This window comes from Streptomyces sp. NPDC059832 (assembly GCF_042731715.1).
In the GTDB taxonomy this organism is placed as follows: domain Bacteria; phylum Actinomycetota; class Actinomycetes; order Streptomycetales; family Streptomycetaceae; genus Streptomyces.
The window spans coordinates 112,105-133,849 of the sequence record NZ_JBHWIY010000021.1 but is presented as its reverse complement, the minus strand read 5'-3'; the positions used below and the strand labels follow the sequence as shown (position 1 = coordinate 133,849).

21 protein-coding genes and 8 pseudogenes are annotated in these 21,745 nt (G+C 68.0%); 11 read left to right on the top strand and 18 right to left on the bottom strand.

Annotated elements, in window-relative coordinates:
* Positions 1-213: 213 nt before the first annotated feature.
* Both ACFV8T_RS30340 and ACFV8T_RS30335 read right to left on the bottom strand, forming a co-directional pair.
* Positions 214-1,107, bottom strand: a complete 894-nt coding sequence (locus tag ACFV8T_RS30340; protein ID WP_385333762.1) for an oxygenase MpaB family protein — start codon at positions 1,105-1,107, stop codon at positions 214-216.
* Positions 1,108-1,131: 24 nt separating this feature from the next.
* Entirely contained in the window at positions 1,132-1,983 is an 852-nt protein-coding gene (locus ACFV8T_RS30335; RefSeq protein ID WP_385333759.1) for a 4-hydroxybenzoate octaprenyltransferase, read from the bottom strand.
* Positions 1,984-2,152: 169 nt separating this feature from the next.
* Here ACFV8T_RS30335 and ACFV8T_RS30330 point away from each other — a divergent pair, with 169 nt between their 5' ends.
* On the top strand, positions 2,153-2,551 hold the full coding sequence (locus ACFV8T_RS30330; RefSeq protein WP_385333757.1) for a transposase: 399 nt from the start codon (positions 2,153-2,155) through the stop codon (positions 2,549-2,551).
* Positions 2,552-2,867: 316 nt separating this feature from the next.
* Here the strand turns inward: ACFV8T_RS30330 and ACFV8T_RS30325 are convergent, their stop codons facing one another.
* Both ACFV8T_RS30325 and ACFV8T_RS30320 read right to left on the bottom strand, forming a co-directional pair.
* Positions 2,868-3,923 carry an IS4 family transposase gene (locus ACFV8T_RS30325; RefSeq protein ID WP_385333754.1) on the bottom strand — a complete coding sequence of 352 codons (1,056 nt, stop codon included), beginning with the start codon at positions 3,921-3,923 and terminating at the stop codon, positions 2,868-2,870.
* Positions 3,881-4,180: pseudogene (locus ACFV8T_RS30320) on the bottom strand (helix-turn-helix domain-containing protein); the annotation flags it as partial. The gene ACFV8T_RS30325 and the pseudogene ACFV8T_RS30320, both read right to left, overlap by 43 nt.
* A gap of 217 nt (positions 4,181-4,397) precedes the next feature.
* Here ACFV8T_RS30320 and ACFV8T_RS30315 point away from each other — a divergent pair.
* Positions 4,398-4,655 carry a hypothetical protein gene (locus ACFV8T_RS30315; RefSeq protein WP_385333751.1) on the top strand — a complete coding sequence of 86 codons (258 nt, stop codon included), beginning with the start codon at positions 4,398-4,400 and terminating at the stop codon, positions 4,653-4,655.
* Between the two features lie 729 nt (positions 4,656-5,384).
* On the opposite strand, the pseudogene ACFV8T_RS30310 reads toward ACFV8T_RS30315, so the two are convergent.
* Positions 5,385-5,987 (bottom strand): annotated as a pseudogene (locus ACFV8T_RS30310) (transposase); the annotation flags it as partial.
* A 79-nt stretch (positions 5,988-6,066) separates the two neighbouring features.
* Entirely contained in the window at positions 6,067-6,432 is a 366-nt protein-coding gene (locus ACFV8T_RS30305) for an iron chaperone (protein ID WP_385333748.1), read from the bottom strand.
* Between the two features lie 136 nt (positions 6,433-6,568).
* On the opposite strand from ACFV8T_RS30305, the pseudogene ACFV8T_RS30300 reads away from it, so the two are divergent.
* Positions 6,569-7,697, top strand: a pseudogene (locus ACFV8T_RS30300) (IS630 family transposase).
* A gap of 12 nt (positions 7,698-7,709) precedes the next feature.
* Here ACFV8T_RS30300 and ACFV8T_RS30295 read toward each other — a convergent pair.
* Both ACFV8T_RS30295 and ACFV8T_RS30290 read right to left on the bottom strand, forming a co-directional pair.
* Entirely contained in the window at positions 7,710-8,243 is a 534-nt protein-coding gene (locus ACFV8T_RS30295) for a GNAT family N-acetyltransferase (protein WP_385333745.1), read from the bottom strand.
* A gap of 401 nt (positions 8,244-8,644) precedes the next feature.
* Complete coding sequence (locus tag ACFV8T_RS30290; RefSeq protein WP_385333742.1) at positions 8,645-9,199, bottom strand: MarR family winged helix-turn-helix transcriptional regulator; 555 nt, start codon at positions 9,197-9,199, stop codon at positions 8,645-8,647.
* A 66-nt stretch (positions 9,200-9,265) separates the two neighbouring features.
* Between ACFV8T_RS30290 and ACFV8T_RS30285 the strand changes: the two genes are divergently transcribed.
* The gene (locus ACFV8T_RS30285) at positions 9,266-10,294 is read left to right on the top strand and encodes an alpha/beta hydrolase (protein ID WP_385333739.1); all 1,029 of its coding nucleotides are present in this window, start codon (positions 9,266-9,268) and stop codon (positions 10,292-10,294) included.
* 429 nt (positions 10,295-10,723) lie between these two features.
* Positions 10,724-10,986: pseudogene (locus ACFV8T_RS30280) on the top strand (DUF664 domain-containing protein); the annotation flags it as partial.
* Between the two features lies 1 nt (position 10,987).
* Here ACFV8T_RS30280 and ACFV8T_RS30275 read toward each other — a convergent pair.
* Positions 10,988-11,333 (bottom strand): annotated as a pseudogene (locus ACFV8T_RS30275) (IS1380 family transposase); the annotation flags it as partial.
* A 167-nt stretch (positions 11,334-11,500) separates the two neighbouring features.
* On the opposite strand from ACFV8T_RS30275, the gene ACFV8T_RS30270 reads away from it, so the two are divergent.
* Positions 11,501-12,349 (top strand): alpha/beta fold hydrolase, encoded by an 849-nt coding sequence (locus ACFV8T_RS30270; protein WP_385333736.1) that lies wholly within the window; start codon positions 11,501-11,503, stop codon positions 12,347-12,349.
* 136 nt (positions 12,350-12,485) lie between these two features.
* The gene (locus tag ACFV8T_RS30265) at positions 12,486-12,623 is read left to right on the top strand and encodes a hypothetical protein (RefSeq protein ID WP_385333733.1); all 138 of its coding nucleotides are present in this window, start codon (positions 12,486-12,488) and stop codon (positions 12,621-12,623) included.
* 43 nt (positions 12,624-12,666) lie between these two features.
* On the opposite strand, the gene ACFV8T_RS30260 is transcribed toward ACFV8T_RS30265, so the two are convergent.
* The 3 genes and pseudogenes from ACFV8T_RS30260 to ACFV8T_RS30250 form a co-directional block, all read right to left on the bottom strand.
* Positions 12,667-12,861 (bottom strand): hypothetical protein, encoded by a 195-nt coding sequence (locus ACFV8T_RS30260; protein ID WP_385333829.1) that lies wholly within the window; start codon positions 12,859-12,861, stop codon positions 12,667-12,669.
* Between the two features lie 74 nt (positions 12,862-12,935).
* Positions 12,936-13,160: pseudogene (locus ACFV8T_RS30255) on the bottom strand (transposase family protein); the annotation flags it as partial.
* Between the two features lie 20 nt (positions 13,161-13,180).
* The gene (locus ACFV8T_RS30250) at positions 13,181-13,714 is read right to left on the bottom strand and encodes a GrpB family protein (RefSeq protein ID WP_385333730.1); all 534 of its coding nucleotides are present in this window, start codon (positions 13,712-13,714) and stop codon (positions 13,181-13,183) included.
* 333 nt (positions 13,715-14,047) lie between these two features.
* Here ACFV8T_RS30250 and ACFV8T_RS30245 point away from each other — a divergent pair.
* The 4 genes and pseudogenes from ACFV8T_RS30245 to ACFV8T_RS30230 form a co-directional block, all read left to right on the top strand.
* Positions 14,048-15,238, top strand: a pseudogene (locus tag ACFV8T_RS30245) (IS4 family transposase); the annotation flags it as partial.
* Positions 15,239-15,492: 254 nt separating this feature from the next.
* Entirely contained in the window at positions 15,493-15,933 is a 441-nt protein-coding gene (locus tag ACFV8T_RS30240; protein WP_385333727.1) for a hypothetical protein, read from the top strand.
* A gap of 522 nt (positions 15,934-16,455) precedes the next feature.
* Positions 16,456-17,043 carry a hypothetical protein gene (locus ACFV8T_RS30235; protein WP_385333725.1) on the top strand — a complete coding sequence of 196 codons (588 nt, stop codon included), beginning with the start codon at positions 16,456-16,458 and terminating at the stop codon, positions 17,041-17,043.
* 283 nt (positions 17,044-17,326) lie between these two features.
* Entirely contained in the window at positions 17,327-17,503 is a 177-nt protein-coding gene (locus ACFV8T_RS30230) for a hypothetical protein (RefSeq protein ID WP_385333826.1), read from the top strand.
* A gap of 28 nt (positions 17,504-17,531) precedes the next feature.
* On the opposite strand, the pseudogene ACFV8T_RS30225 reads toward ACFV8T_RS30230, so the two are convergent.
* The 6 genes and pseudogenes from ACFV8T_RS30225 to ACFV8T_RS30200 all read right to left on the bottom strand — a co-directional run.
* Positions 17,532-17,810: pseudogene (locus ACFV8T_RS30225) on the bottom strand (DegT/DnrJ/EryC1/StrS family aminotransferase); the annotation flags it as partial.
* Between the two features lie 54 nt (positions 17,811-17,864).
* On the bottom strand, positions 17,865-18,374 hold the full coding sequence (locus ACFV8T_RS30220; protein WP_385333722.1) for an NUDIX domain-containing protein: 510 nt from the start codon (positions 18,372-18,374) through the stop codon (positions 17,865-17,867).
* A gap of 11 nt (positions 18,375-18,385) precedes the next feature.
* On the bottom strand, positions 18,386-18,715 hold the full coding sequence (locus ACFV8T_RS30215) for a hypothetical protein (RefSeq protein ID WP_385333719.1): 330 nt from the start codon (positions 18,713-18,715) through the stop codon (positions 18,386-18,388).
* Between the two features lie 495 nt (positions 18,716-19,210).
* Positions 19,211-19,747, bottom strand: coding sequence for a phosphotransferase (locus ACFV8T_RS30210; protein WP_385333716.1), 537 nt, complete (start codon positions 19,745-19,747; stop codon positions 19,211-19,213).
* A gap of 118 nt (positions 19,748-19,865) precedes the next feature.
* Positions 19,866-21,158: a cytochrome P450 gene (locus ACFV8T_RS30205; protein ID WP_385333713.1), complete on the bottom strand. Its 1,293-nt coding sequence runs from the start codon at positions 21,156-21,158 to the stop codon at positions 19,866-19,868.
* Between the two features lie 395 nt (positions 21,159-21,553).
* Positions 21,554-21,718: a hypothetical protein gene (locus ACFV8T_RS30200; protein ID WP_385333710.1), complete on the bottom strand. Its 165-nt coding sequence runs from the start codon at positions 21,716-21,718 to the stop codon at positions 21,554-21,556.
* Positions 21,719-21,745 lie beyond the last annotated feature (27 nt).

Below are 21,745 nucleotides of genomic sequence, written 5' to 3'. Positions count from 1 at the left end.
CTATTGCCCCCCTCTTGCACCGCAGCTCCCTCATATCTTTTTTTTGTGGGAGGCTTGGGGGGAGGGGGGGGGAGGGGGCGGCAGGGCCCCCTCCCCCAGGGACACTAGGGGGCGGAGGTGGAAGCCTGACCGCGCCCGGTCATGAAACCCGGTGAGCCGCCGGTTCCCCTCCACCGAAGCATGCTGCCGCCGGACGCCTCGAAGACCTCGACGTCATCCCTGCCGCGCCCCCGCCAGCCGCCCCCGTGCGGCGGCCTGGATCCGGGAGGGCCCGAGCCCCCACTGGAGGGTGCGTCCGACGGCCGTCGCCAGGGGCCGGTCCCAGCCGGTGCGGACGGGGGCCGGGCGGTGGATGCCGAGTTCGGTGCGGGCCCAGTCGGGGAGGAGTCCGACCGAGGCGTTCGTGAGCAGGCCTACGACCAGCCGCTCCCGTTGTGTGCGTCCGAAGCGGCGGAGGAACAGTACCGAGTCCAACGCGGCCGGAGTGGCGTGGAGTTGGGGGCGGAGGCGGGCCAGGTACCGCTCGGCTTCGAGGGACGTGCGCGGTATGTTCCGTGCGCCCAACGCCTCGGCCACGGGGGCGGCTTGGCGGTAGTAGGCGTCGCACTCGGCGGGGGTCAGTCGGAGCGGCCTGGGTGCGTAGGTCTGGTGGCCGGCGAGGAAACTGCGTACCTCGGCGGTGTGCACCCAGGTGAGCAGGTCGGGGTCGTCCGCGCGGTATGGCCGGCCGTCGGGGGCGGTGCCGTGCACCCGGGTGTGGATCCGCCGGACGAGGTCGATCACCTCGCGGGCGGCGGCCGAGGAGCCGAAGGTGGTCGTGGTGATGAACCGTACGGTTCCGTTCAGCCGCCCGACCGGATCGGCGCGGAAGTCGGAGTGCTGGTCGACCCCCGCCATGGCCAGCGGATGCAGCGACTGGAGCATGAGCGCGGCGAACCCGCCGGTGAGCATCCCGGTGGCCTGCCCGTGCACCCGCCACACCGGATCCCCCGGCGCGATCCCGAACAGCCCGGGATCACCGGGCGGCCCCGCGTACCGCTCCAGCTTGAGATCCCCGCCGTGCATGGTCGCCGTGAGTTCCGCCGCGATCCGTTCCCGCAGTCCCACCAGTACCTCCAGGATCCGTATCCCTCAGCCGAGGGTACCGACCCGCCCGGCGAGCACGGCCACGAGGATGAGCAGTCCGCACAGAGGATTGGTGCCGAACGCCCGCCCGCAGGCTCCGACATCCGCAGGGTCGGCCCGCCATACCTGCCATCCCAACTGCCCCGCGACTGCGCACAGTCCGGGCCAGTACAGCGGCCCGAGCCCGGCCACGATCCCGAACCAGGCGAGCAGCACCACACACCCCGCGTACACTCCGCCCACCACCACCCGGCTATGCCGCCCCAGCAGCACGGCGGCCGACCGCACCCCGGCCCGCACATCGGCCTCCCGGTCCTGGCACGCGTAGATCACGTCCGTCCCCACGGCCCAGCAGATCAGCGCCCCGTACAGCACCCCGCCCCCGAGCCCGAGCCCTCCGGTGAGCAGGCCGTACACCAGCGGCACCGTCCAGTTGATGGTGATCCCCAGCCACACATGCGGCCAGTGCGTGACCCGCTTCATATACGGATACACCGCCGCGAGGGGCGCCCCGGCCGCCGCCCACACCACGGCCTCCACACTCCAGAACCCCATCACCAGCGGAGCGACGGCCCCCACCACGACACACAGCACCAGTCCCCGCCCGGCCCCCAGCCGCCCGGAGGCGACGGGCCGCCCCGCCGTACGCGGCACCTGTGCGTCGAACCGTGCGTCCAGCACATCGTTGAGCCCGCAGGCGGCCCCTCTCGACAGCACCCCGTACACCAGGAGCAGCAGCCCGAGCAGGCCCCCGTCCCAGGGCCCGGCGATCGCTCCCAGGGCGATCCATCCGGGCACCACCAGCAACCAGGCCCCCACCGGCCGGTCCAGCCGCAGCAATTCCAGATACGGCCGCACCCCAACGGGGGTCCGCCCCACCAACCGGGCGGCACGGCCTTGGGTCGGGACTTGGGCCGGGGCTTGTGAGGCGACGGTCATACCGATTCATGTCCCTTTCCAGGGGGATTGCATGCCGATCGGTCCAACCTAGCCCCGGCCAGGTGGTGCCTTCAAATGATCTGGAGCGGTGGATCACGGTCGGGTGATACGTCGACATGAACTGTCGGGCGCCGAGGGGGAGTTCGTCCGGTCGCTGTTGCCCAAGTCGTTGCGGGGAAGGAAGCGGCTGGCTGACCGCACAGTGCTCAACGGGAACGTGTGGAAGTTCCGTACCGGGACGGCTTGGCGGGACGTCCCTGAGCCGTACGGTGCGTGGGCCACGCTCCACACTCGGTTTCGCCGGTGGGCCCTGGACGGCACGTTCGAGCGGATGCCTCAGGCCGCCCAGGCAAGGGTGGACTCGACCGGCGGCATTGACTGGCTTGTGTCGATCGACTCAACCGTGGTCCGTGCCCACCAGCACGCTGCCGGGGCCCGAAAAGAGGGCTCCGTAACCGAGGGCTCGGCAGGTCCCGAGGTAGCCTGACCAGCAAGATTCACCTGTCCTGCGATGCCCTGGAGCGCCCGCTCGCCTTCACTGTCACAGGCGGGAACACCAACGACTGCACCCAGTTCACCGCCGTGATGCATGCGATACAGGTGTCCCGCCCCGGTGCTGGCGATTTAGGTGCTTTTCTGGTGCTTGCTGGTTGGTTTGGTGGGTGACCAGTGTGATTGTTGCTGCGGGTGGTCGGGGTGGGTTGCGGTGGTGGGTGTGTTTGAGGCGCCAGTTGGCCATCTTGCGTTTGATGACAAGGGGGTTGGAACGTTGCCTGCGGGGTGGCAGGAGTCGTTCCAGCAGCTCACGGATGGTGTGAGTCAGGGCTCGACTGAGTCGTGAGGGGGGAAAGCGCCGCCTGGTCGGTGACGTGGCGGCGAGCGATGCGAAGGGTGCGGGTGAAGGACAGCCTGTCGGGGTCGAGGCCGGCTTGGTGAGCGGTGCGGTGCATGACGTCCCGGAGTGCGTGGTGGACAAGAAGGAAGCCGTAGATTTCCTGCTCGACGCCATCGGGGTACTGGGAGCGGAGGACGAGGTGGTGTCCGCCCTGAAAGGTCTTGATCTCGTCCAGGGTGTTCTCGATCTCCCAGCGTTGGTGGTAGAGGCCCGCCAGGTCGGCCGCAGAGGCCTCCTGCGGGTTGCAGATGGTCGTGATCAGCCGGTAGACCGTGTCGTCGTCCTCACGGCCGAGGGTGTACTCGATGACGCGGACCCGGACCGGATCCCGGCGCTTGCGGTCGCCTGCCGCAACGATCTCGGACAGGTAGGAGCCGTCGTCGAAGGCTTCGAGGGCCGGGAGCACGATGTTCTTGCGGACGCGCCACAACAGGTCCGCACCCGTGTCCGAGGCGGCCCGCCACAGCTCGAAGCCGGTGATGCCGCGGTCGGCCATCAGCAGCATTCCCGGCTCGAGCCGGCCCAGCAGGCCGGGAATCAACCGCCGTTCATGAACCGACAGCGGGCCGGTCACCGCGGCGAACACCGCGTGTGTCCCACACTCCACCAGTGCAGCAACCCTCACCTGCGGGTAGGCACCGCGCTGCTGTCCCCTGCCCGAGCCGGGCCGGCCGAAGAAACCGCTGTTCGCCCCGGTGTCCGGCACATCGAAGACCGTGCCGTCCACCGCAACCAGACGCCACCGCCGATACCAGGCACCAGCAGTGTCCGGGGCGGCCACCGGCCGACACACCCGCGCGAACAGCACCTTCAACGGCTCCGGCCCCAACCGTCGGCGGGCGCGGCCGATCGCCGCTTTCGTCGGCATCCGCCACGGCTTCTCCCACCGCCGCACCCGCTCCAGCCCCTGCGTCAGCAGCCGGGCCGCCTCCCGAGCAGGTGAGCGATGCGGGCAGGTCCCCACCGGCGTGCGAGGCGGACCTTGATGATCCGGCGTTCGGTGCGGGTCGGGGTGCGGCGCGGTCTGGTGTGAGGGCGCAAAGAGCGGTCGGCCATGCCCGCCTCGCCGAAACGGCGGTAGCGGGCGGCCCACCGCTGGGCCGTGGTCGGCGAGGCCTGGAAGCGTTCGGCGGCCCGGCACAGGGGCCAGTTGTCCTCGACGACACAGCGGGCCAGACACAGGCGTCCGGTCTCGGACAGGGCTGCATTGCAGTGTGGCACGAGGGCCTTTCAGTTCGTGTAGATGTCGCAATCCACACCGAACCGGAAGGCCCTCACCTGTTCAAGATCCCTCAACCGAGACCTGAATCACCCGTCCACAACCTCCCGAGACAGAACAACTGGCACGGGGGTTCCCGGGAGAGACGGTCTCCGCCGGCGCCGAGTACGGTGCGGCGCTCACACCTCGTCCGGGGCGCAGAGCGTGATCTTCCGCAACATGGACGGCAGTCCGGGCACCAAGACCGCCGCGACCAGCACCGTGACGCGGGACGACTCCGCCAAGAAGACGCACTACCGAATGACCCTGCCCTGGGCGGAGCTGGCACCGATCGCCGCGGACCAGCGCCTGCTGAGCGTCTCGGTCCTGGTGAACGATGACGACGGCGGGGGCCGCTCGTTCCTCGCATGGGGCGGCGGCAGCATCTCCAATGTCAAGGACTCGAGCCAGTACAACGCAGTGACTCTGATGGACTGACCATCCCCTTCGGCATTCCGCCGTCGCGGCTCCTGTTGCGGCGGCGGAATACTGTCGTTGGGGAGCATTCACGGAATCGAACCGGTCGCGGACCGAGGCGGCCTCGGAGCCGGTCCGCGAGGCACGTGAGCGAGTGTCACTGCTCGGCCCGGAGAACGTCGATCCGACGTGCTCCCAACTGGCCGACGCGCTGACCGGATCGGTCGAGGCCACACGTCTACCTGCGGGGCGACCGGGGGTGGCGCCTGCCAGAGGGGCCTGCGAAGAGGCTCGGGATCGGGCGGAGGCGGAGTACGCCGCCCCCGGGCCATGGAGCTCGGGCGGCCGGCCCCACTGGAAGCCGAGGTCCAGGAGGACGTCGGTGATCCGCGCGGCTTCGAGGTCCTGATGGTCGCCGGCGGCCCCAGGAACCGATTGCGCGGGTCCCAGCGGCGGACATTCATCGCGCGGTACTCCACCACCAGCTGGAGCAGCTGGGCAACCTGCGGCCGTTCAGCGGGTGTATCTCCACCCGCGTCCCGCCACCACTGTTGAGACGGCGCAGAAGGTGGGTGGCCACACTCTGGCGGCGCACAACCCGAGCCCGCCTCACTGCTCGACCTGCGGGCCGCGGTGCACGCGATGCTGCCCCGCGCCGACCTCCGAGGTCCTGCTGGAGGTGATCTCCTGGACCGGCGCCGACCAGGCGTTCACCTGTCCAGGCCCGGCGGCACACCCTTGACGACGGACGGCGCGGGAGGAGCACGCGCGGTCGGCGAGCACATGGTCGGGGCGGGTGCGGGGACGTCCACCACTGATCCGGGGCATCCGGATGCGGTCCATGACCTCGGTGAACGCCGGTGCATCGCCGCGCCGTCCGGCGGTGATGACGGCGGCCAGAACGTGGAAGGAGGCATCGACCGCGAGGTGAATCTTGGTGGTCAGGCCGCCGCGCGAACGGCCGAGCGCGCGGTCGTCCGGCTCGGCCGCCAGCCCGTCGGGATACGTCCGGCCCGTGCCGGGAGCCCGCTTTTTCAGGCCCCGGCTGCGTGCTGGTGGGCCCGGCAGACGGTCGAGTCCACCGAGACCTCCCACGCAATGTGCCCGGCGGCATCCGCTTCGACCTGCAGTTTCTTCAAGACCTTCGCCCAGGTCCCGTCGATCTGCCATCGCCGGAAGAGCGTGTACGGTCTCCCAGGGTCCGTACCGCTCGGGCACGTCCCGCCACGGCGAACCTGTCCGTGCTCGCCACCAGATCCCGTCGAAGCACTGCCGCCGATCCAGCAGCTTGCGCCCCGTCCTCGGCAGCGGCGGCAACACCGCCTTCAGCCACTCCCACTGTGTATTCGCCAGATCGCCACGAGATATCCGAAGATCGTTTCACGGCCTTGATCGATGCACGTGTCCGGGTGGCGGCCTTGCACCGCGGCAGTCAGCAGATCTTGCCCGTCCTGGCCGCCGTGGCCCGCAGCAGATCCCGGAGGAGCACGAAGTCGATCTTCTCCGGCTTGCGGAAGCGCAGGCAGCCCTTGCCCATGTCCTGACCCGCCAGCCGCTCAGCGAATGCCTCGCGGACATCGCTGCGCAGCAGATAGAAGGAGATGTACTGCTTCTGGCTCGCGAAGGCGATCTCCCCGATGCCGTCCCGCTCATAGGCGGGCATCCCGTACGCCATCACCTCGGTGAATCCCTGCAGCTCGGCACGGCACAGCTCACACAGCCGAGTCAGAGCCTCTTTGCGTTCCTCGGGCACCTCGGCGAGATAGCCGTCGACATCTTCCGCCTGGCTTTGCACCATGCTCCGAGCGTAAGCGACACGAGACATTGATCCACATCTCAAACACGTCCCAGTGCCGCATCAGGCAACGTTCGCCGTGCCGTGACTCGCCGTCCAGGGGCAGGTCCGGGCGGCGTGGATCCGCCACTCTGTCCTGGTGGCTGAGCGGGTACGGGTACGGGTACGGAGATCGATGACGACGAGGGCGCGCGGCTGCTGCGGATTATCCGCGGAGCACCGGGTCGGTGGTGACCTGGCAAAGGGCTCAGATGGTGCTGCTTTCCGCGCAGGGCATGCCGGTGGCGAAGATCGCCGGGGTGTCGTTCACCAGTGACGACCGAGACCGGGACGTGATCCACAACTTCAACGCCGACGGCTTCGACTCTCTGCACCCGAGATATTCCGGTGGCCGGCCGAAGACGTTCACGTTGCCGGAGCGCCGTGAGATCGCGAAGTCCAAGCCCACCGAGCACGACCTGCCGTTCTCGACCTGGAGCCTGTCCAAGCCGGCGGACTCCCTGGTCGCCGAGGGGGTGGTCGACGACATCAGCCACGAGGGCCTGCGCATCCTGCTCCGCGAGGAGGGCGTCTCCTTTCAATGCCTGAAGACCTGGAAGACCTCCCGCGATCCGGACTACGCGGCCAAGAAGGCGCGCGTCGAACACTTGTACGCGATCACCGACGGCGAGGTCATACCCGAGGATGGCGAACCCGAAGTCATCTTCTGCATGGACGAGTTCGGGCCGCTCAACCTGATGCCCCACCTGAGCCGGCAGTGGGCCGAGCGAGGCGGCAAGCGCAAAGACCCAGATCGCGAACCGCGCCGGCGGCGGCGAGCGACCTACAACCGTTACGGCGGGGTGCGGCACCTGTTCGCTGCTTTGGATCTCTCCAAGGACAAGCTCTACGGCCACGTCAAACCGGTCAAGCGGCGCACCCAGTTCCTGGAGTTCTGCCGCTGTCTGCGCAGCCTCTACCCGACCGACGTCAGGATCGCGATCGTGGCCGACAACTTTTCCCCGCATCTGACCACGAAAAGGTGTCAACGGGTCGGCATCTGGGCTGCCGCGAACAACGTCGAGATCGCCTACACACCGACCAACAGTTCCTGGCTCAACCGCATCGAGGCCCAGTTCACGGCCCTGCGCTACTTCACCCTGGACGGCACGGACCACGCCGACCACAAGGAGCAGGGCAGCGTGATCAGCCGCTACATCATCTGGCGGAACAAGCACGCCACCGACGAGCGCCTGCGGAGAGTTGTGCGCAGGGCGAATGTCGCCTGACGTGCAAGACCATCACGTGGTTGCAACTCGTGGCTCGTCGTTGACGAAGCCGAGCCGTCGGTTCATGCCGATGGCCGCTGCGTTGTCAGGGTGGTGGAAGGTCCGCAGCCACTGCATGCCGTGAGAACGCGCGAAACCGATGGCCAGGAGCTTCATGGCCAGCGAGATTCCCCTTCCCCGGTGGCTGGCCAGCAGCCCGGTCATCTCGCTGAGGGCGTGCCCTTCGGGTTGGAGCGACGTGGTTGCCATGCCGACCCACGACCCGCCGTCCAGGGCGAGAACGACGCCTTGGGGATCGTAGGTCGGAGTCTCGATGCGCTGAGCGAGGTACTCGTCGAACGTGTAGAACTCCCCCCGCTCCGGGATGTCGGCGGAGCACGTCTTGTTCAGGTCGTACAGCGCACGCCGATGTTCAACCGTGTCGCCGGCAGCTGCCATGGTCGTAAACTCGATACCAGTCTGCTGGCAGCGTCGGAGGTAAGGCTCGAATCGGGCATCGTCGAACGCATCCAGATCCAGCTTGAGTCGAACCCACTCGATGGCCATGAGGGTACCTCCAGTATCACTGGCCTGAACACGTTCTCGAAGCCTATCGATCAAGGGCACGTCACATCACAGCAGGGCGAACGTCGTCTGATGCGGCACTAGTTGACCAGTGGCTCTTCCGCTGTCTCAGGTCGATGGCACGGCCGCCGTGTCTCACGAACGTGGCATTTCCTCACGATCTCGGCAGGCCCGCCGCAATCGGCGGGCCGCTTGTCCCGTCGCACTGCATCTGGCAGAGCGTGAGCTGCTTTCGCGAAAGTGCCCCGGCGGTGGGCAACGGCCGTGGGACCGAGTGGCTCATCGGTGAACTGGCTGAGGGCGATCGTGGCGTCCCGCCCGCCGATCTCCTTCGGGCTGGAGGAACTCGTCGAAGGGTCCGGCTGAGTGGTGGTGCTGGAGTTTCAGTCGACGTGCGGCATGAGGGGCGGGCCGTCCTCCTCGACGGCGAGAGCCACGACCCGCAGAAGGGCGGCCAGGTGCCCCAACTCCTTCTCGCCCAGGGGCGCAAGCAGTGTGGCCTCGGCCTCCCGTTGGTCGTCGATCACCGCCGCCCACGTTGCGGCCCCCTGGGGAGTCAGGCCGACGAGAAGGCTGCGGCGATCCTCAGGCGCGTGCTCGCGAGTGATCAGCCCCGCCAACTGCAGGCGGTCGAGGCGGTTGGTGAGGGTCGCGGGGTGGACGCCGAGTCCCTGAGCGAGACGTGTAGGTGTCATGCGGTAGGGCTCTCCCGCGGAGCGCAGGCGCCATAGGATCTCGTACTCCCACAGCTTCAGGCCGTGCCGTGCCAGGGCGGCCTCCTTCTTTTGCTGCAGGTGCCGCACGAGCTTCTGCATGCGGGTGACGGATCCCTCCAACTCCGGCACCAAGCCGGGGACTTCACGCCCCCAGCGGGCGATGTGCCGGTCGATCGAGTCCCGTGGCTGCGCTGATTCCGCCGCCGAGTGCCATGTTGTCACGGCGTCACCCTACCCTCCAGAAATTATGGATTCAGATATTTTGAAATCGTAGTACTGTCCCGAGGCATGTCGACCTTCACGCTCGCCGGACGCATAGACGAACACGTCATCGACAGCGCGCTGCTCCGCGGCAATCCCCTCAACGACCCAACACAACGACCGTTGTGGGTCTACACCCCGCCCGGCTACGACGATGCGCCCGAACGCCGCTACCCCGTCACGTATCTGCTACTCGGCTACGCGGGGACGCTCCCGGTCTGGCGCAACCGCACAGCCTTTCGGAAGCCAGTCCCCGAGCTCGCCGACGAGATCTTCGCCCGCGGGGAGGCACCCGGGATGCTGCTGGTATTCGTGGATGCCTGGACCACCTACGGCGGCAGCCAGTTCATCGACTCACCCGGCACCGGCTGCTACCACTCCTACCTGTGCGAGGAGGTCGTGCCATACGTCGACGCCCGCTACCGCACGCTTCCCGCGCGCGACCACCGGGCCATCGCGGGCAAGTCCAGCGGCGGACTCGGCGCCGCGGTCACCTCGATGCTCCGCCCGGATCTGTTCGGCGCCTTCGCCACCCACTCCGGCGACTCACTGTCCGAGGCCCAGTACCACCCGCACTTCCTCACCGCGGCCCGCCAACTGCGGCCCTACGGCGGCGACATCTTCCGCTGGTGGGATGATTTCCGCTCGCGGGTCGCCTTCACCAAGGAGGAGGACCTGAATCTTCTGGAGATTCTCGGCGTCTCCGCCTGCTTTTCTCCAGGCCCCGACGGCTCTCCCACCCTTCCCTTCAACCCCCGCACCGGGGCCCTGCGGGATAGCGAGTGGCAGCGGTGGCTGGCCTGGGATCCGGTACGAATGACCACCACGCACGCCGACGCCCTCCGTTCCCAGCGGGGGATCTGGATCGACGCCGGCATCCGCGACGAGTGGTTCCTCGACCTGGGCGCATTGGCCTTCCGGGATGCGCTTGCCGAAGTCGGAGTGGCCGACGACATCGTGCATTTCGAGCTGTTCGAGGGCGGCCACCACGCCGTCGAATACCGGATGCCGCCCGCCCTTGCCTGGCTGGCGCACCGCATCGCCGATCGGCCTTGACCTCCCGGGTTGGATCACCGCTGAACTGCGGTTTCCGTGCTCGGCGCCGCGGTCGACGCCAAGATCGTGAGCCCGTGCCACGAAATTTGAGACGCTACAGGAATGTGGGATCTCGTTGGCTCGTGGCACAGGCTGGGCTTCTGACCAGCGGCTTTCAGGCAGTCTCAGCGATGGCACACGGATCAGTCTCACGAAACGCGCATTTCCTCGGCTGCTTCGCGAGACCGACACCTCTTGACCTTCATGTCTCACGGAATTGCCGTCACGTGCCGCGATCAAACGAGATTTTGCCGCGAAATTTGAGACCCTACAAGGAAGTGGGAGGACCCGCCCCGTAGACGTCGTAACAAGATCTTGTAGGGATGGCCCGGTTGGGCGTGTGAGGGTTCCGGCACCGGTCCCTCGCCCGTCATGGCAGAGTGGTCTCGCATGATCGATAATTTCGCAAAAGAGTACCTGCACAGCGATCTGCGAGAGATGCGCGAGGCGGTCCTCTGGAAGCTCGACGGGCTCGTTGAGTACGACACCCGACGCCCCTGACCTCGACTGGAACCAACCTTCTCGGCCTGGTCAAGCACTTGTCGATCTGGGAGTCCAGGTACTTCGGCGAGGTCTTCGACCGACCGTTCCCCGGACCTCTCCCCCGGTGGGACAACACCGGAAAACGTGCCACCGACATGTGGGCGACCGAAAAAGTCGGAGGGCATGGCCGTGGGTGAACGCGCGCAGGAAAGTGCCGAGCGTGGAGGGGGCACGGATACCGCCGAACATAGTCGGCATCGCACCGTGCCGCAGGACGTCGAGGTCGTCGATGCTGTCTGCGCCTGCGGTCATGCCGCCCACGATGCTGGTGACCTTCGCGTCCGCCGCCGCACCCGCGCCGGTTCCTCACCCCGGTCAACTTGATCTTCTCCGTCACCAGTCGCGGCAGACCACACTGCTCGGCCAGCCGCATCACCGGGACCAGCCCGGCCTGCGCAATCAGATTCGGGTCATCGAACACGGCGAAGACCGCCGCCGGCGTATGGGAAACCTGCATCTCGGAAGTGCCCTGCTGATTGCGCGTGCTGGAAGCGTGAAGAACTCCCATCATCGCAGGCCACAAGACACTCCTCCATTCTCCCAAACGTCATCCACGGGCATCAGCCGTGGATCGAGGTTTAGTCTCACGGGAGTTGATGTTCCTCAGCTTCGGGAGGATGACCTATGGCAGCCGTGCACGTGACCGTGTGGGATGACCGCGATCGGGTCGGAGGAGGCCGGGCCCCGACAGCTTCGGGGGCCCCGGCGGCTGCTGCCGCCCCCGCCCTCTTCATCCACAACATCTTCACCTGGGGCAGCGACTCCACGTACGGGTTTGCCGGGCAGCGGCCCCTCGCGGACAGCCGGCGGCTCCTCATGACAGATCGCCGGGGCTACGGCGACAGCCCGGACACCCCGCGCAGCGACTTCGACGTCGACGCCGAGGACATCGTGGAGGTTCTCGGCGACGGGGCCTCCGCCGTGGGGCTCGGCGGCGCCCACCTCGTGGGGCACGGGAACGGCGCCGTCGCCGCGCTCATCGCCGCCGCGCGCCGACCCGACCTCGTCCGCTCCCTTGCCCTCATCCAGCCCTCCGCCTTCACCGCCGCCGCGCACCATCCAGTCGTCGCCGACCTCCTCGACCGGGTGCGCGACGGTGCCCCGGGCATCCCGGACGGCGTCACGCCGGAGCAGTATCTACGTGCGTCCACCGAGGGGTTGGGGATGGCTATGCCCGAGCCCACGTCGCGCCGGCTCCGTGCCGTTGCCACATCTATGAGGGAGCGGCCCATCTGGGAGGCGGAGATCCCGCTGGAGGTGGTCCGGGGCGCCGCCCTGCCGATTCTGGTGATCTGCGGAACCTGGGAGCGCGCGCCGGCCACGTACCGCGAGCACGTGGGGCTCCCCCTCATGGCCGTGGCCGAGTCCCTCACGGACTCCCTCGGGGGCCGCCTCCTGCGGGTGCCCGGTTACTACCCGCACACCCAGGAGCCCGCCGCCGTCAACGCCGCCCTGCGGGAGTTCTGGGGCTGACCCAGTGCCGCATCGGCTGCCAGTCCCGCGCGGCCCACCCTTGCCTGGCGGTCCGTCTCATCAGGTGCAAACCGCACGTGGAGCTTGGACTATCTGATGCCCGGACAGATTGCCTCGGTGAGAGGCTGGGATGCGGATGCCGCACAGGTTTCCGCCGGGGCGGCTGCTCTACGGGATGCAGCTGCCCACCCAGTCGCAGAGCTCCCCCTACGCGGAGGGTTGGGGGGCGGACGCCACCGCCGACGACCTCGCCGTGATCGCCCGCACCTGGTGACCTTCGCGTCTGCCGCCGCACCCGCGCCGGTTCCTCACCCCGGTCACTTGACCTTCTCCGTCACCAGTCGCGGCAGACCACACTGCTCGGCCAGCCGCATCACCGGGACCAGCCCGGCCTGCGCAATCAGATTCGGGTCATCGAACGCAGCGGAGACCGCCGCCGGCGTATGGGAAACCTGCATCTCGGAAGTGCCCTGCTGATTGCGCGTGCTGGAAGCGTGAAGAACTCCCATCATCGCAGGTCACAAGACACTCCTCCATTTTCCCAAACGTCATCCACAGGCATCAGCCGGTGGATCGAGGCTTACGACTCGGTGCGCATCGCGGTCTGGTCGTGCATTCTGCCGGGCCGGTCGGCCCCGGACCACAGCAGGCGTCCCGAGCCGTCGCTGATGGTGGTGGTCTTGGCGGTGTTCTGCTTCTTCTTGCCGGATACGAACGCCGTGCGGCCGGGACGGCCGGCCCGGGGGCGGCGGACCTGGGTCTCGGTGCCGTCGATGCGCAGCTCGACACCCTCGGCCTTGGCGTAGGCGAACCCGTGCGGCCACCGTCACGTCACGGTTCTCCGGCGGCCCGAGCGACGTAGGACTTCGCGACCAGTTCCTCCACCAGAGCGCTCTTCGCCCTCGAGTAGTCCCGTCTGCCCTGGCTGTCGGCACGGAACCGCTGTGCGAGGGCCACCTTCAACGCGCTGTAGCGCCGGACTTCATCGGGCCGCTGACGTAGGTAGTCACGGAGCAAGACGTGATCAAGGTGGGGTCTGGAGCCCGTGACCACGCTATACAAGTGATGTTCAGGAGCCGCAGGAGGGGCTTGAAAGGCCTCCCGCCCCGGAATCCCCAGATCGCCTTCGTGCCGGTAGCCCTGCTCGGTGAGCCGGGAGATCAGCTCGGGCATGGTGGCGTCCTCGGCCACCACAATGTCGAGGTCGATGATCGGCTTGGCGGCACATCCGGGCACGGCTGTGCTTCCGACATGCTCGATGGATACAGCCAGGTCCGCGATGTGAGGTGCAAGCCGCTGCCGCAGGTCCTCAAACCGCTCGGGCCATCGGAGGTCGTAGTCGCCGACCACGATCATGCCAGTCATGTCAGCAGTCTCGCAGGATCGCCAGGGCCCATCGAATCGCTCTGACGGCCCTGGCTATCGCGTACCAAGTCGTAGGCGGCTGCTGGTGGAGCGGGAAGCCACAGACCGGACGGATATTCGTCGCAGCGGCCTGACCTGCGCGGCTCACCGACGTCGACCTGCTGCAGCAGCGTGCGTCAGTAAGCGACCAGGTTCTCCACGATCTCCTGCTGCTGACGGCGGATCTCCTCCAACTCCTCCCGGGCGTGGGAGCTGCATCCTGCATGGTCAGCCAGGGAGTGGGGCTAGGCCCAATACCGGTGACTTTGGTGGTGATGTGTCGTTGGTTGTGGTGTGCCGAGGCCTGGACAGGTGAAGTCGTCGTGTGCGCGTTTGTCGGACCGGATTGCTCCGGGGGTGCTGACTCAGGTGTTTCCGCCGGGGCTGGTGGATGAGGCGGTTGCGGAGTGCGGGCGTGTGGAACAGCGGTCACGGCTGCTGCCGGCCCGGGTCGTGGTCTATTTCGTGCTCGCCATGTGCCTGTTCTCCGGGCAGGGCTATGAGGAAGTCGCGAGGCTGCTGACTCACGGTCTGGAACGGGTGCGGCAATGGGAGAAGCCGTGGAGGGTGCCGACCACGGCGGCGATCGGCCGGGCCCGTCGGCGGCTGGGGCCGGAGCCGTTGAAGGTGCTGTTCGAGCGGGTGTGCCGGCCGGTCGCGACCAGGGAGACGGCCGGTTCCTGGTACCGGCGGTGGAGGCTGGTCGCGGTGGACGGCACGGTCTTCGATGTCCCGGACACCGAAGCCAACGCCAACTTCTTCGGCCGGCCCGGCTCGGGCCGGGGACAGCAGCGGAGCGCGTATCCGCAGGTGAGAGTTGCCGCGTTGGTGGAGTGCGGGACACATGCGGTGTTCGCCGCGGCCACCGGTCCGCTCTCCGTGCACGAACAGCACCTCGTTCCCGGACTGCTGGACCGGCTCGGGCCCGGGATGCTGATGATGGCCGACCGGGGCATCACGGGCTTCGAACTGTGGCGGGCCTCGTCCGGCACGGGCGCCGACCTGCTGTGGCGGGTCCGCAAGAACATCGTGCTCCCGGTTCTCGAACAGCTCGGTGACGGCTCCTACCTGTCCCGGATCACGGCCGCCGATGACCGTGCCCACCGTGACCCGGCCCCGGTCCGGGTGATCGAGTACACCCTCGACGGAGACGACGGCACGGTCTACCGGCTCATCACCACCGTCTGCGATCCGGACCAGGCCCCGGCCGCAGAACTGGCAGCCCTCTACCACCAGCGGTGGGAGATCGAGAACACCCTCGACGAGATCAAAACCCACCAGGGCGGCCGCCAACTGGTCCTGCGCTCGCAACACCCGGACAGCATCGAGCAGGAGATCTACGGATTCCTCCTGGTCCACCACGCCCTCAGAAACGTCATCCACGACACCGCCCACCAAGCCGGTCTCGACCCGGACCGGATCTCCTTCACCCGCACCCTGAACGCCGCCCGCCGCCACGTCACCGACCAGGCGGCACTTTCCCCCCTCACGGCTGAAACGAGCCCTCTCCCACACCAGCAGCGAACTGCTGGAACGACTCCTGCCACCCCGCCGACCACGCGCCAACCCCCGCGTCATCAAACGCAAGATGTCCAGCTGGCACCTCAAACACCCCCATCACCACAACACACCAGCAGACGCCAGAAGAGTCCTTAAAGCAGCGATATTGCGGCTAGGCCCACCCCGTCGTGTGTCCAGGCCCGTACCGGGGCGAACGGGCGCCTCGTAGCGTCGTAGCCATGGAAACCAACGCGCACCCCACGACCGACGCAACGCCCCACCACACGCCCCAGACCCTGCGAGCCTTCGGCACAGCGATGAACAGCATCACGGTGTACGGCGCGCTTGGCGCCATCGCCTTCCTGGCGGTCGCCGTGGCAGCGAGCAGTGGTCATATGGTGAACACGTTCATGTGGGTCCGGGCAGTACTGCTCCCGGTGGTCGCCGTACTGATCTACCGGATGGCCATTTCCGCTTCCCAGGGGTCTCGACGGGCCTTCGAGCGCGTGGGTACCCTCGCCGTGATCATGCCGATTGCGATCATCGGCGTCGACCTGATCCCAGGTGTCTGCCCGCCGTGGTACGCCGCGATGCAGGCCGTCTGTATGCTGCCCGTCATCCACGTCGCCCTCATCACCCGCGGCTCCGCACTGCGCGCCGCTTTCCTCAGGGGACGCTGACCGGGAAAGCACCATGACCACGGTGCAGATCGTGACGGAGTAAACGCGGTCCAACGGCGCCAGGCCCTCCACCACCCGGGGGGAGCCCCATCTCCTTCGCGGCGACCCGGTATACAGCCGTCATCATCGCCAATTCGGTCTCCATCGGCGCCAGGGCCGCCACCGAGTCGAGCTTCCGCACCGACACGGACGGCTCCCCCAGCTCGCCTCGACACTCACGCTGCCGGGCGTGCGACGCGAGCGCCGGGGCCCCGTGCGGGGCCGCCCCGCTCTGCTCCCTCACCGCTTCGAATTGGGCGCAGTCGGTCCGGCGTGATGACCGGCGACGGCAGCCGGTGCCTGCTGTCCGTGACGCCATCGCTGCGGGCTCCGGCGTACCGTCGCCCTGGCAGGGATCGCTGACTGAATCGGGCCCGTGGCAGATTGCGGAACTCCGGCTGACGGACCGCGTACTCGATGTCAGTGCTCTGCGATAGACACTCCGGCAGTAGCGTAAGCGCGACCGCGGAAGAGAGACCCACCATGGCAGACAACGCAGTCTCAGACACCACGCCGGGAGACGGCGTAACAGATCCGGTGCCGGGGCTGACCGGGCGCATCGGCGTCGTCGGCGGTATCGAGTCGCTGGCCCTCGACGGCCGCCGCCTGTGGTTCGGCTTCGATTTCACCTCCGACCAGGTGCTCTCCCCTCTGATCGACGACGCAGGGGCCATGGCTCGGTACGCCGCACGGCACATGCGCCAGCGCACAGGTGCCCACGACGAGTCCTACTGGGCCCAGCTCGTCCAGGCCGCCGTGGAGAACTCAGATCTGGTGCGGTACGACGAGCAGCGCACCTTCACCACGCAATCACTGGAAGCAGGGGACGCCGGCCCCGCACACGGGCACCTGCTCTACCTCCTCGACGCGGCGACGGAGGACCCTGCTGACGGCGACCCCGTCCACACCGGGACCGGATCCCAGGAGCCGGCCACTCAGTCCGGCCTCCGGCCCGACGAAGTGACCCCCGACGACGAGGACGGGGAGTCGGGAACGGCACTGGCCCGGACCACGGTCGGCAACTGGTCGCTGCTGTTCGCGCCGTACGCCCGCAGCGCACAAACCGTCTGACCGCCGACCCGGACCCGCCGCTGTGTCGGCCTGCGGATGTCCGTAGAGGCAGTTTCGGCGTTCGACGCGCCACCACCAGTCGGCCGCCCGGCGCGCAACTGGCGCCGGGCGGCCCTGCCCCACCGGGCCGACATCTGGACGGAACAGCCGCTCCGTATACGTCGTACGTCAAGCCGGAGCACTCTGGATTTGGCCGTGGTCCGCCCTGGTACGCCGAGCGGCCCGGGGTCGGACCCGTTCGAGGCCGCGCGTCCGCTCGGGCGACGAGCGCACGCTGCCCGAGATGACCGACGAGCAGCTCGGCGCCGCGATCCGGCCCGGAGTGCACGACGAGCGCGACCTCGACCGCATCGGCACCGAAGGCGACGGGCGTGACGAGCAGGCCTGCTCAACCGCATCCGGCCGCACGGTCGGCTCGTCGACAACCTCGCCGAGTTCAGCGACGACGAGCTCGCCGTGATGTCGGCGAAGACCGGGGTGGCTCGGGTGGGGCGGACAGCGGCGGCCGTGGCGGCGAAGGTGAAGGAGGGCAGGATCACCTCGTCGCCGGGACCGATGCCCAGTGCGAGGAGGGTCAGCCACAAGGCGGAGGTCCCCGAGTTGATCGCGATGCAGGAGTGGCCGTCGACCAGGTCCGCGAACTCGTCCTCGAAGGCGGCGACCTCGGGCCCCTGGACGAGCCGGCCGGATTCGAGGACGTGGACCGCCGCGGCGATGTCGGCCGCGTCCAGGCGCGGTGCGGCGGCCGGGATCGGTGGTGTGTTCACGGCGGTGTTCCTTCCGGTGGACGCCTGGTCGCCGACCGGAAAGGTGGCGGGGCGTCAGGGATGGTGTCGGGTGGGGTCGAATCCGTGGTGCAGGTAGAGGGTGGTGTCGTGGGTCAGCGCGCGGGCGCAGGCGTGGAGGCGGCGGGCCATGTGGGGTGGGAGGAGGGTGTTCCACTCCTCGGGTGCCGCCAGCGTCCACTCGGTCAGTTCGTCGGTGTCGAGGTGCACCTGCCGCTGTGCCTCTTCCTGCGTGGTCAGACCGCCGTCGAAGATGAAGTTGCACAACGGGGGGCGGCCGTCGGGCTGCTCGGGTGCCCAGTCGACGACCAGCAGTCGGCCCGGGGTGAGGTCGAGGCCCAGCTCCTCCTTGATTTCGCGCTGAACCGCTCGCCTCGGGTCTTCGCCCTGGTCCAGCCCGCCGCCCGGGACCTCCCAGTAGTCGCGGTAGGACGGTTTCACCAGGAGGAACCGGCCGGCGGTGTCGCGGATGGCCGCTCCTGCCCCACCAATGATCTTGGGGAGGGCGGCGTAGTACTCGGCGGGAGGCAGATGTGCGGTGCTCATGGAGCGGGACGCTATCCGTGCCGCTCGTACGACTCGGAGAGCATTACTTGTCTGGCACAGAACAGTGACAAACTGGTGTGATTCTCACTCCAGTGACACGGGCTGGTGCCCGGCGGCCAGTCCGTCCCCGTCGTGCCGCGGTTGGTGCAGCGCAGTTCCGTGTCCAGGGAGTGGCCGCACCGGCATGCCCGGCCGACGTGTCGAGCGGGGTCTCCGATCACCAGGCCGTGCGCGGGGATGTCGCGGATGACGACTGCGCCGAGCGCGACCAGTGCGTGAGGGCCGACGGTGGCGCCGGGCGCGATGACGGCCACAGCCCCGATCGTGGCCCCGGTGCCCATGGTGACGGGGTGACGGGGTGACGGGTCCAGACCTCGGGGCCCTTGCGCCGCCCATCGCGCCGTCGGCGACCTGGGACTGATGCCGCAGACGTGTACCTTCTCCGAAGCTCGCTTCGGCGTCGAACCAGCCCAGTTCCGGAGTGTCGTAACGATGTTCCTGATGCACGGGAACACTCCTGTCGGTGGTGGGCGGGCGACTGGCCAGGTCGGCGGGAGCGGCGGCGTGGGAGAGAGCCGGGCAACACCGACTTCCGGCAGTTCGTCAACGAGCTGGAGCAGTGCCGGGGCGCAGTTCCATGCCTGCGGCGGCCAGGTCCATCCAGTGCTGGGTGACGACTCCCCGGACCGGGCGTACAGGAACACGGTTTCATCGGTGCGGCGCAGCACTGTTCTGTGGCCGTCGTTCTCCAGACTTCGGTATGTCCCATGAGAAACGAAGTGACCTTTTGGCGGGTGGCGTTGGGCGGTGAGGGAGTACGCCGGCGTCGGGCCGGGTCACGCGAAGCGCTCGTGGTCGGCCAGCACCGCGTCGATCACATCGAGATGGATGGCGACTCGCCCGTCCCTGGGATCGGGGCACTGGGTCAATGTCAGCAGGGACTTCCACAGTGCCCAGCCTCTGGCCCTGGCCCAGGTGCCGTCATCCTGGCCGACTGTGTGCCGGAATACCTCGCGGCTTTCCTCACAGAGCATCGTCCAGGCGATCACGAGATCGCAGGCGGGATCGCCGATGCCCGAGGTGACGAAGTCGATGACGGCCGACAGCTTGCCGTCGGTGACAAGCAGGTTGTTGCCGCCGATGACGCCGTGGAACCACACCGGCGTTCCCCACCGTGGGGCCTCGAGTGCCGCTCGCCAGGTCTCGGTGGCCCTCATGGTGTCGATCCGGCCGCTCAGGGCGGTGATGCAGCGACGCGTCTCGTCGTCGTAGTGGGCGGGTGACGTGCCGCGATATCCGCTGTGCGCCCCGGCGAGAGGACTGCCCTCTGGAGAACCGTCGTTCCCCAGACTACGACATGCCTCATGAGACACGCGGGGAGGAGATTTCCCCCAGCGCCGGACTCCGGTGCTCCCGGGAACACTATTCATTCGGAAGCCCTCCTTCGGCTGTCGGGCTACGTGCCGTCTGCCGCACACCATGTCTGATCCATCAGACAGCCCCTGGCCAGGACTGGGGTTGCAGGCGTACAGGGAAGACTTTCAGGTGCCAGTTGACAGGGTTGGTGCCGCGTTGCAGGTGTTTCGGGTCGGTGGCGAGCTGTAGGTCGGGGACACGGTTGAACAGCGCGGTCAGAGCCACGGCGGTCTCTTCCTGGGCGAGGTGCGCGCCCAGGCAGCGGTGTGCGCCGTGCCCGAATCCAAGATGAGATTCCTTGCTGCGGCGGGTACGGCCGAGGTCGAGGCGGTCGGGGTCGGTGAAGGCGGCCGGGTCGCGGTTGGCCGCGGAAACGATCGGGAGAACAGCTTCCCCGGTACGCACGGGGGTGCTGCCGACAGTGGTGTCGCAGGTGGCGTAGCGGGGCAGCGCGCGCACGACGGGGCCGCAGTAGCGCATGAGTTCATTGACGGCGTGCGGCATGAGGGTGGCGTCTTCACGCAGCAGGGCGAGCTGGTCCGGGTGGGTGAGGAGTGCTTCGGTGCTGTTGGCGATGAGGTTGACGGTGGTGATGTGCCCGGCGACGACGAGGTTGGTGATGAGTGCAACCAACTCGTCGGTGCTCAGCGGGTCATGGTGATGGGGCGCGAGCAGTTCGGAGATGAGGTCGCTCCCGGGGCGGTCGGCATGGTGGTCGACGAGGGCGTGCGCGTCCTCGACCATGCCGGCGAGCGCGGCTCCCAGTTCGTCACCGCAGATACCGGCGGTCAGTGTGGCGCTCCGTGCGCGCCAGCGGTCCCGGTCGGCTTCAGGGACGGCGATGAGCTCACAGATGACGGTAATGGGCAACGGCCGGGCGAAGTGCTCGATGAGGTCGACGACTCCGTTCTCCGCGTGGCCCGGCAGGCGGTCGAGCAGTTGGTCAGCGATTGCCTCGATCCTGGGGCGCAAAGCGGCCACACGGCCTGGGGAGAACGCGGCGGTGACCAGGCCGCGGAGACGTCGGTGATCGGCTCCATCCGTGTCGAAGATTCCAGCACGCAGGTATTTCTCGTGCCCTGGGCACATGCCGCGGGCCTGCCAGGTCTGCTCGGTGCGATGGGCCACCGGCGCGCCGGGAACGGTCGCGGCGTCAATGGTGAAGCGGGAGTCGCTCATGATCGTACGGATGTCGTCGTGGCGGGTGGCCACCCACATCGGGTCGACTCCTTGCACGCGTCCCCGCACCATCTGTTCCCGTTCACGGACGGGCGCGTAGGCGGTGAACGGGTCACGAACCAGCTCTTGATCGGCCAGGTCCAGCGGTTCGCCGTCAGGCTCGGTGGTGCCATGGTCCTGCGCAGTCACTTCGGAGCCTCCAAAACAGGTGATCGTTCAGTGACGGCATCATGCGCAAAGGCCGCCGTCCCCATCCCTCTGGGGGCGCCAATCCCCCCGAACGAACGCAATTGCGGCAAGCGCGCCATCATCAATGCCGCAAGAGGAAACCTGGGTGACTCAAAGGGACTTGCTTCCACATCAGGTGGAGGTGATCGACGCGTCTACCGGGCCGGCTCGTCGTACGTAGGTCGCGCACGGGCTCCAGGGCGGGTCGGCGCGTGAGCCGGGCGCGGCGGTATGGGCTGGATGCGATCGATCCGGGGCGGTACCAGGCCTGGGGCACCGGGTGGCAGCGCTGCTTCCGCCACGTCCAGAACCACGTCCAGGCCGGTGGCCCGGTGCCGGCGCCCATGGGCGGAAGTTCAGGCCTGGCGCTGGGGAGCGAGCGCATCGGTCAACATGGTCACTTCGGTGAGCAGCTGCTGGAGTGTCGTTTCGTGGTGCTCGGTGGGCCAAAAGGTCGTGCATGCCTCGAAGTCGGTCTTCAGCGACAGGTGGAGCTGGGTGTGCACGGCAGCCAGTTGCACCGCTCCGGCGATGTGTCGCAGGGGGTC

Excerpts from the sequence above, each read along its gene's own strand:
- ACFV8T_RS30220 (WP_385333722.1), bottom strand. The coding sequence starts at position 18,374 with ATGAGCACCGCACATCTGCCTCCCGCCGAGTACTACGCCGCCCTCCCC.
- ACFV8T_RS30215 (WP_385333719.1), bottom strand. The coding sequence starts at position 18,715 with ATGGGCACCGGGGCCACGATCGGGGCTGTGGCCGTCATCGCGCCCGGC.
- ACFV8T_RS30285 (WP_385333739.1), top strand. The coding sequence starts at position 9,266 with ATGTCGACCTTCACGCTCGCCGGACGCATAGACGAACACGTCATCGAC.
- ACFV8T_RS30235 (WP_385333725.1), top strand. The coding sequence starts at position 16,456 with ATGGCAGACAACGCAGTCTCAGACACCACGCCGGGAGACGGCGTAACA.
- ACFV8T_RS30315 (WP_385333751.1), top strand. The coding sequence starts at position 4,398 with ATGGACGGCAGTCCGGGCACCAAGACCGCCGCGACCAGCACCGTGACG.
- ACFV8T_RS30240 (WP_385333727.1), top strand. The coding sequence starts at position 15,493 with ATGGAAACCAACGCGCACCCCACGACCGACGCAACGCCCCACCACACG.
- ACFV8T_RS30250 (WP_385333730.1), bottom strand. The coding sequence starts at position 13,714 with ATGACTGGCATGATCGTGGTCGGCGACTACGACCTCCGATGGCCCGAG.
- ACFV8T_RS30305 (WP_385333748.1), bottom strand. The coding sequence starts at position 6,432 with ATGGTGCAAAGCCAGGCGGAAGATGTCGACGGCTATCTCGCCGAGGTG.
- ACFV8T_RS30230 (WP_385333826.1), top strand. The coding sequence starts at position 17,327 with ATGACCGACGAGCAGCTCGGCGCCGCGATCCGGCCCGGAGTGCACGAC.
- ACFV8T_RS30265 (WP_385333733.1), top strand. The coding sequence starts at position 12,486 with ATGCCGCACAGGTTTCCGCCGGGGCGGCTGCTCTACGGGATGCAGCTG.
- ACFV8T_RS30295 (WP_385333745.1), bottom strand. The coding sequence starts at position 8,243 with ATGGCCATCGAGTGGGTTCGACTCAAGCTGGATCTGGATGCGTTCGAC.
- ACFV8T_RS30260 (WP_385333829.1), bottom strand. The coding sequence starts at position 12,861 with ATGATGGGAGTTCTTCACGCTTCCAGCACGCGCAATCAGCAGGGCACT.
- ACFV8T_RS30270 (WP_385333736.1), top strand. The coding sequence starts at position 11,501 with ATGGCAGCCGTGCACGTGACCGTGTGGGATGACCGCGATCGGGTCGGA.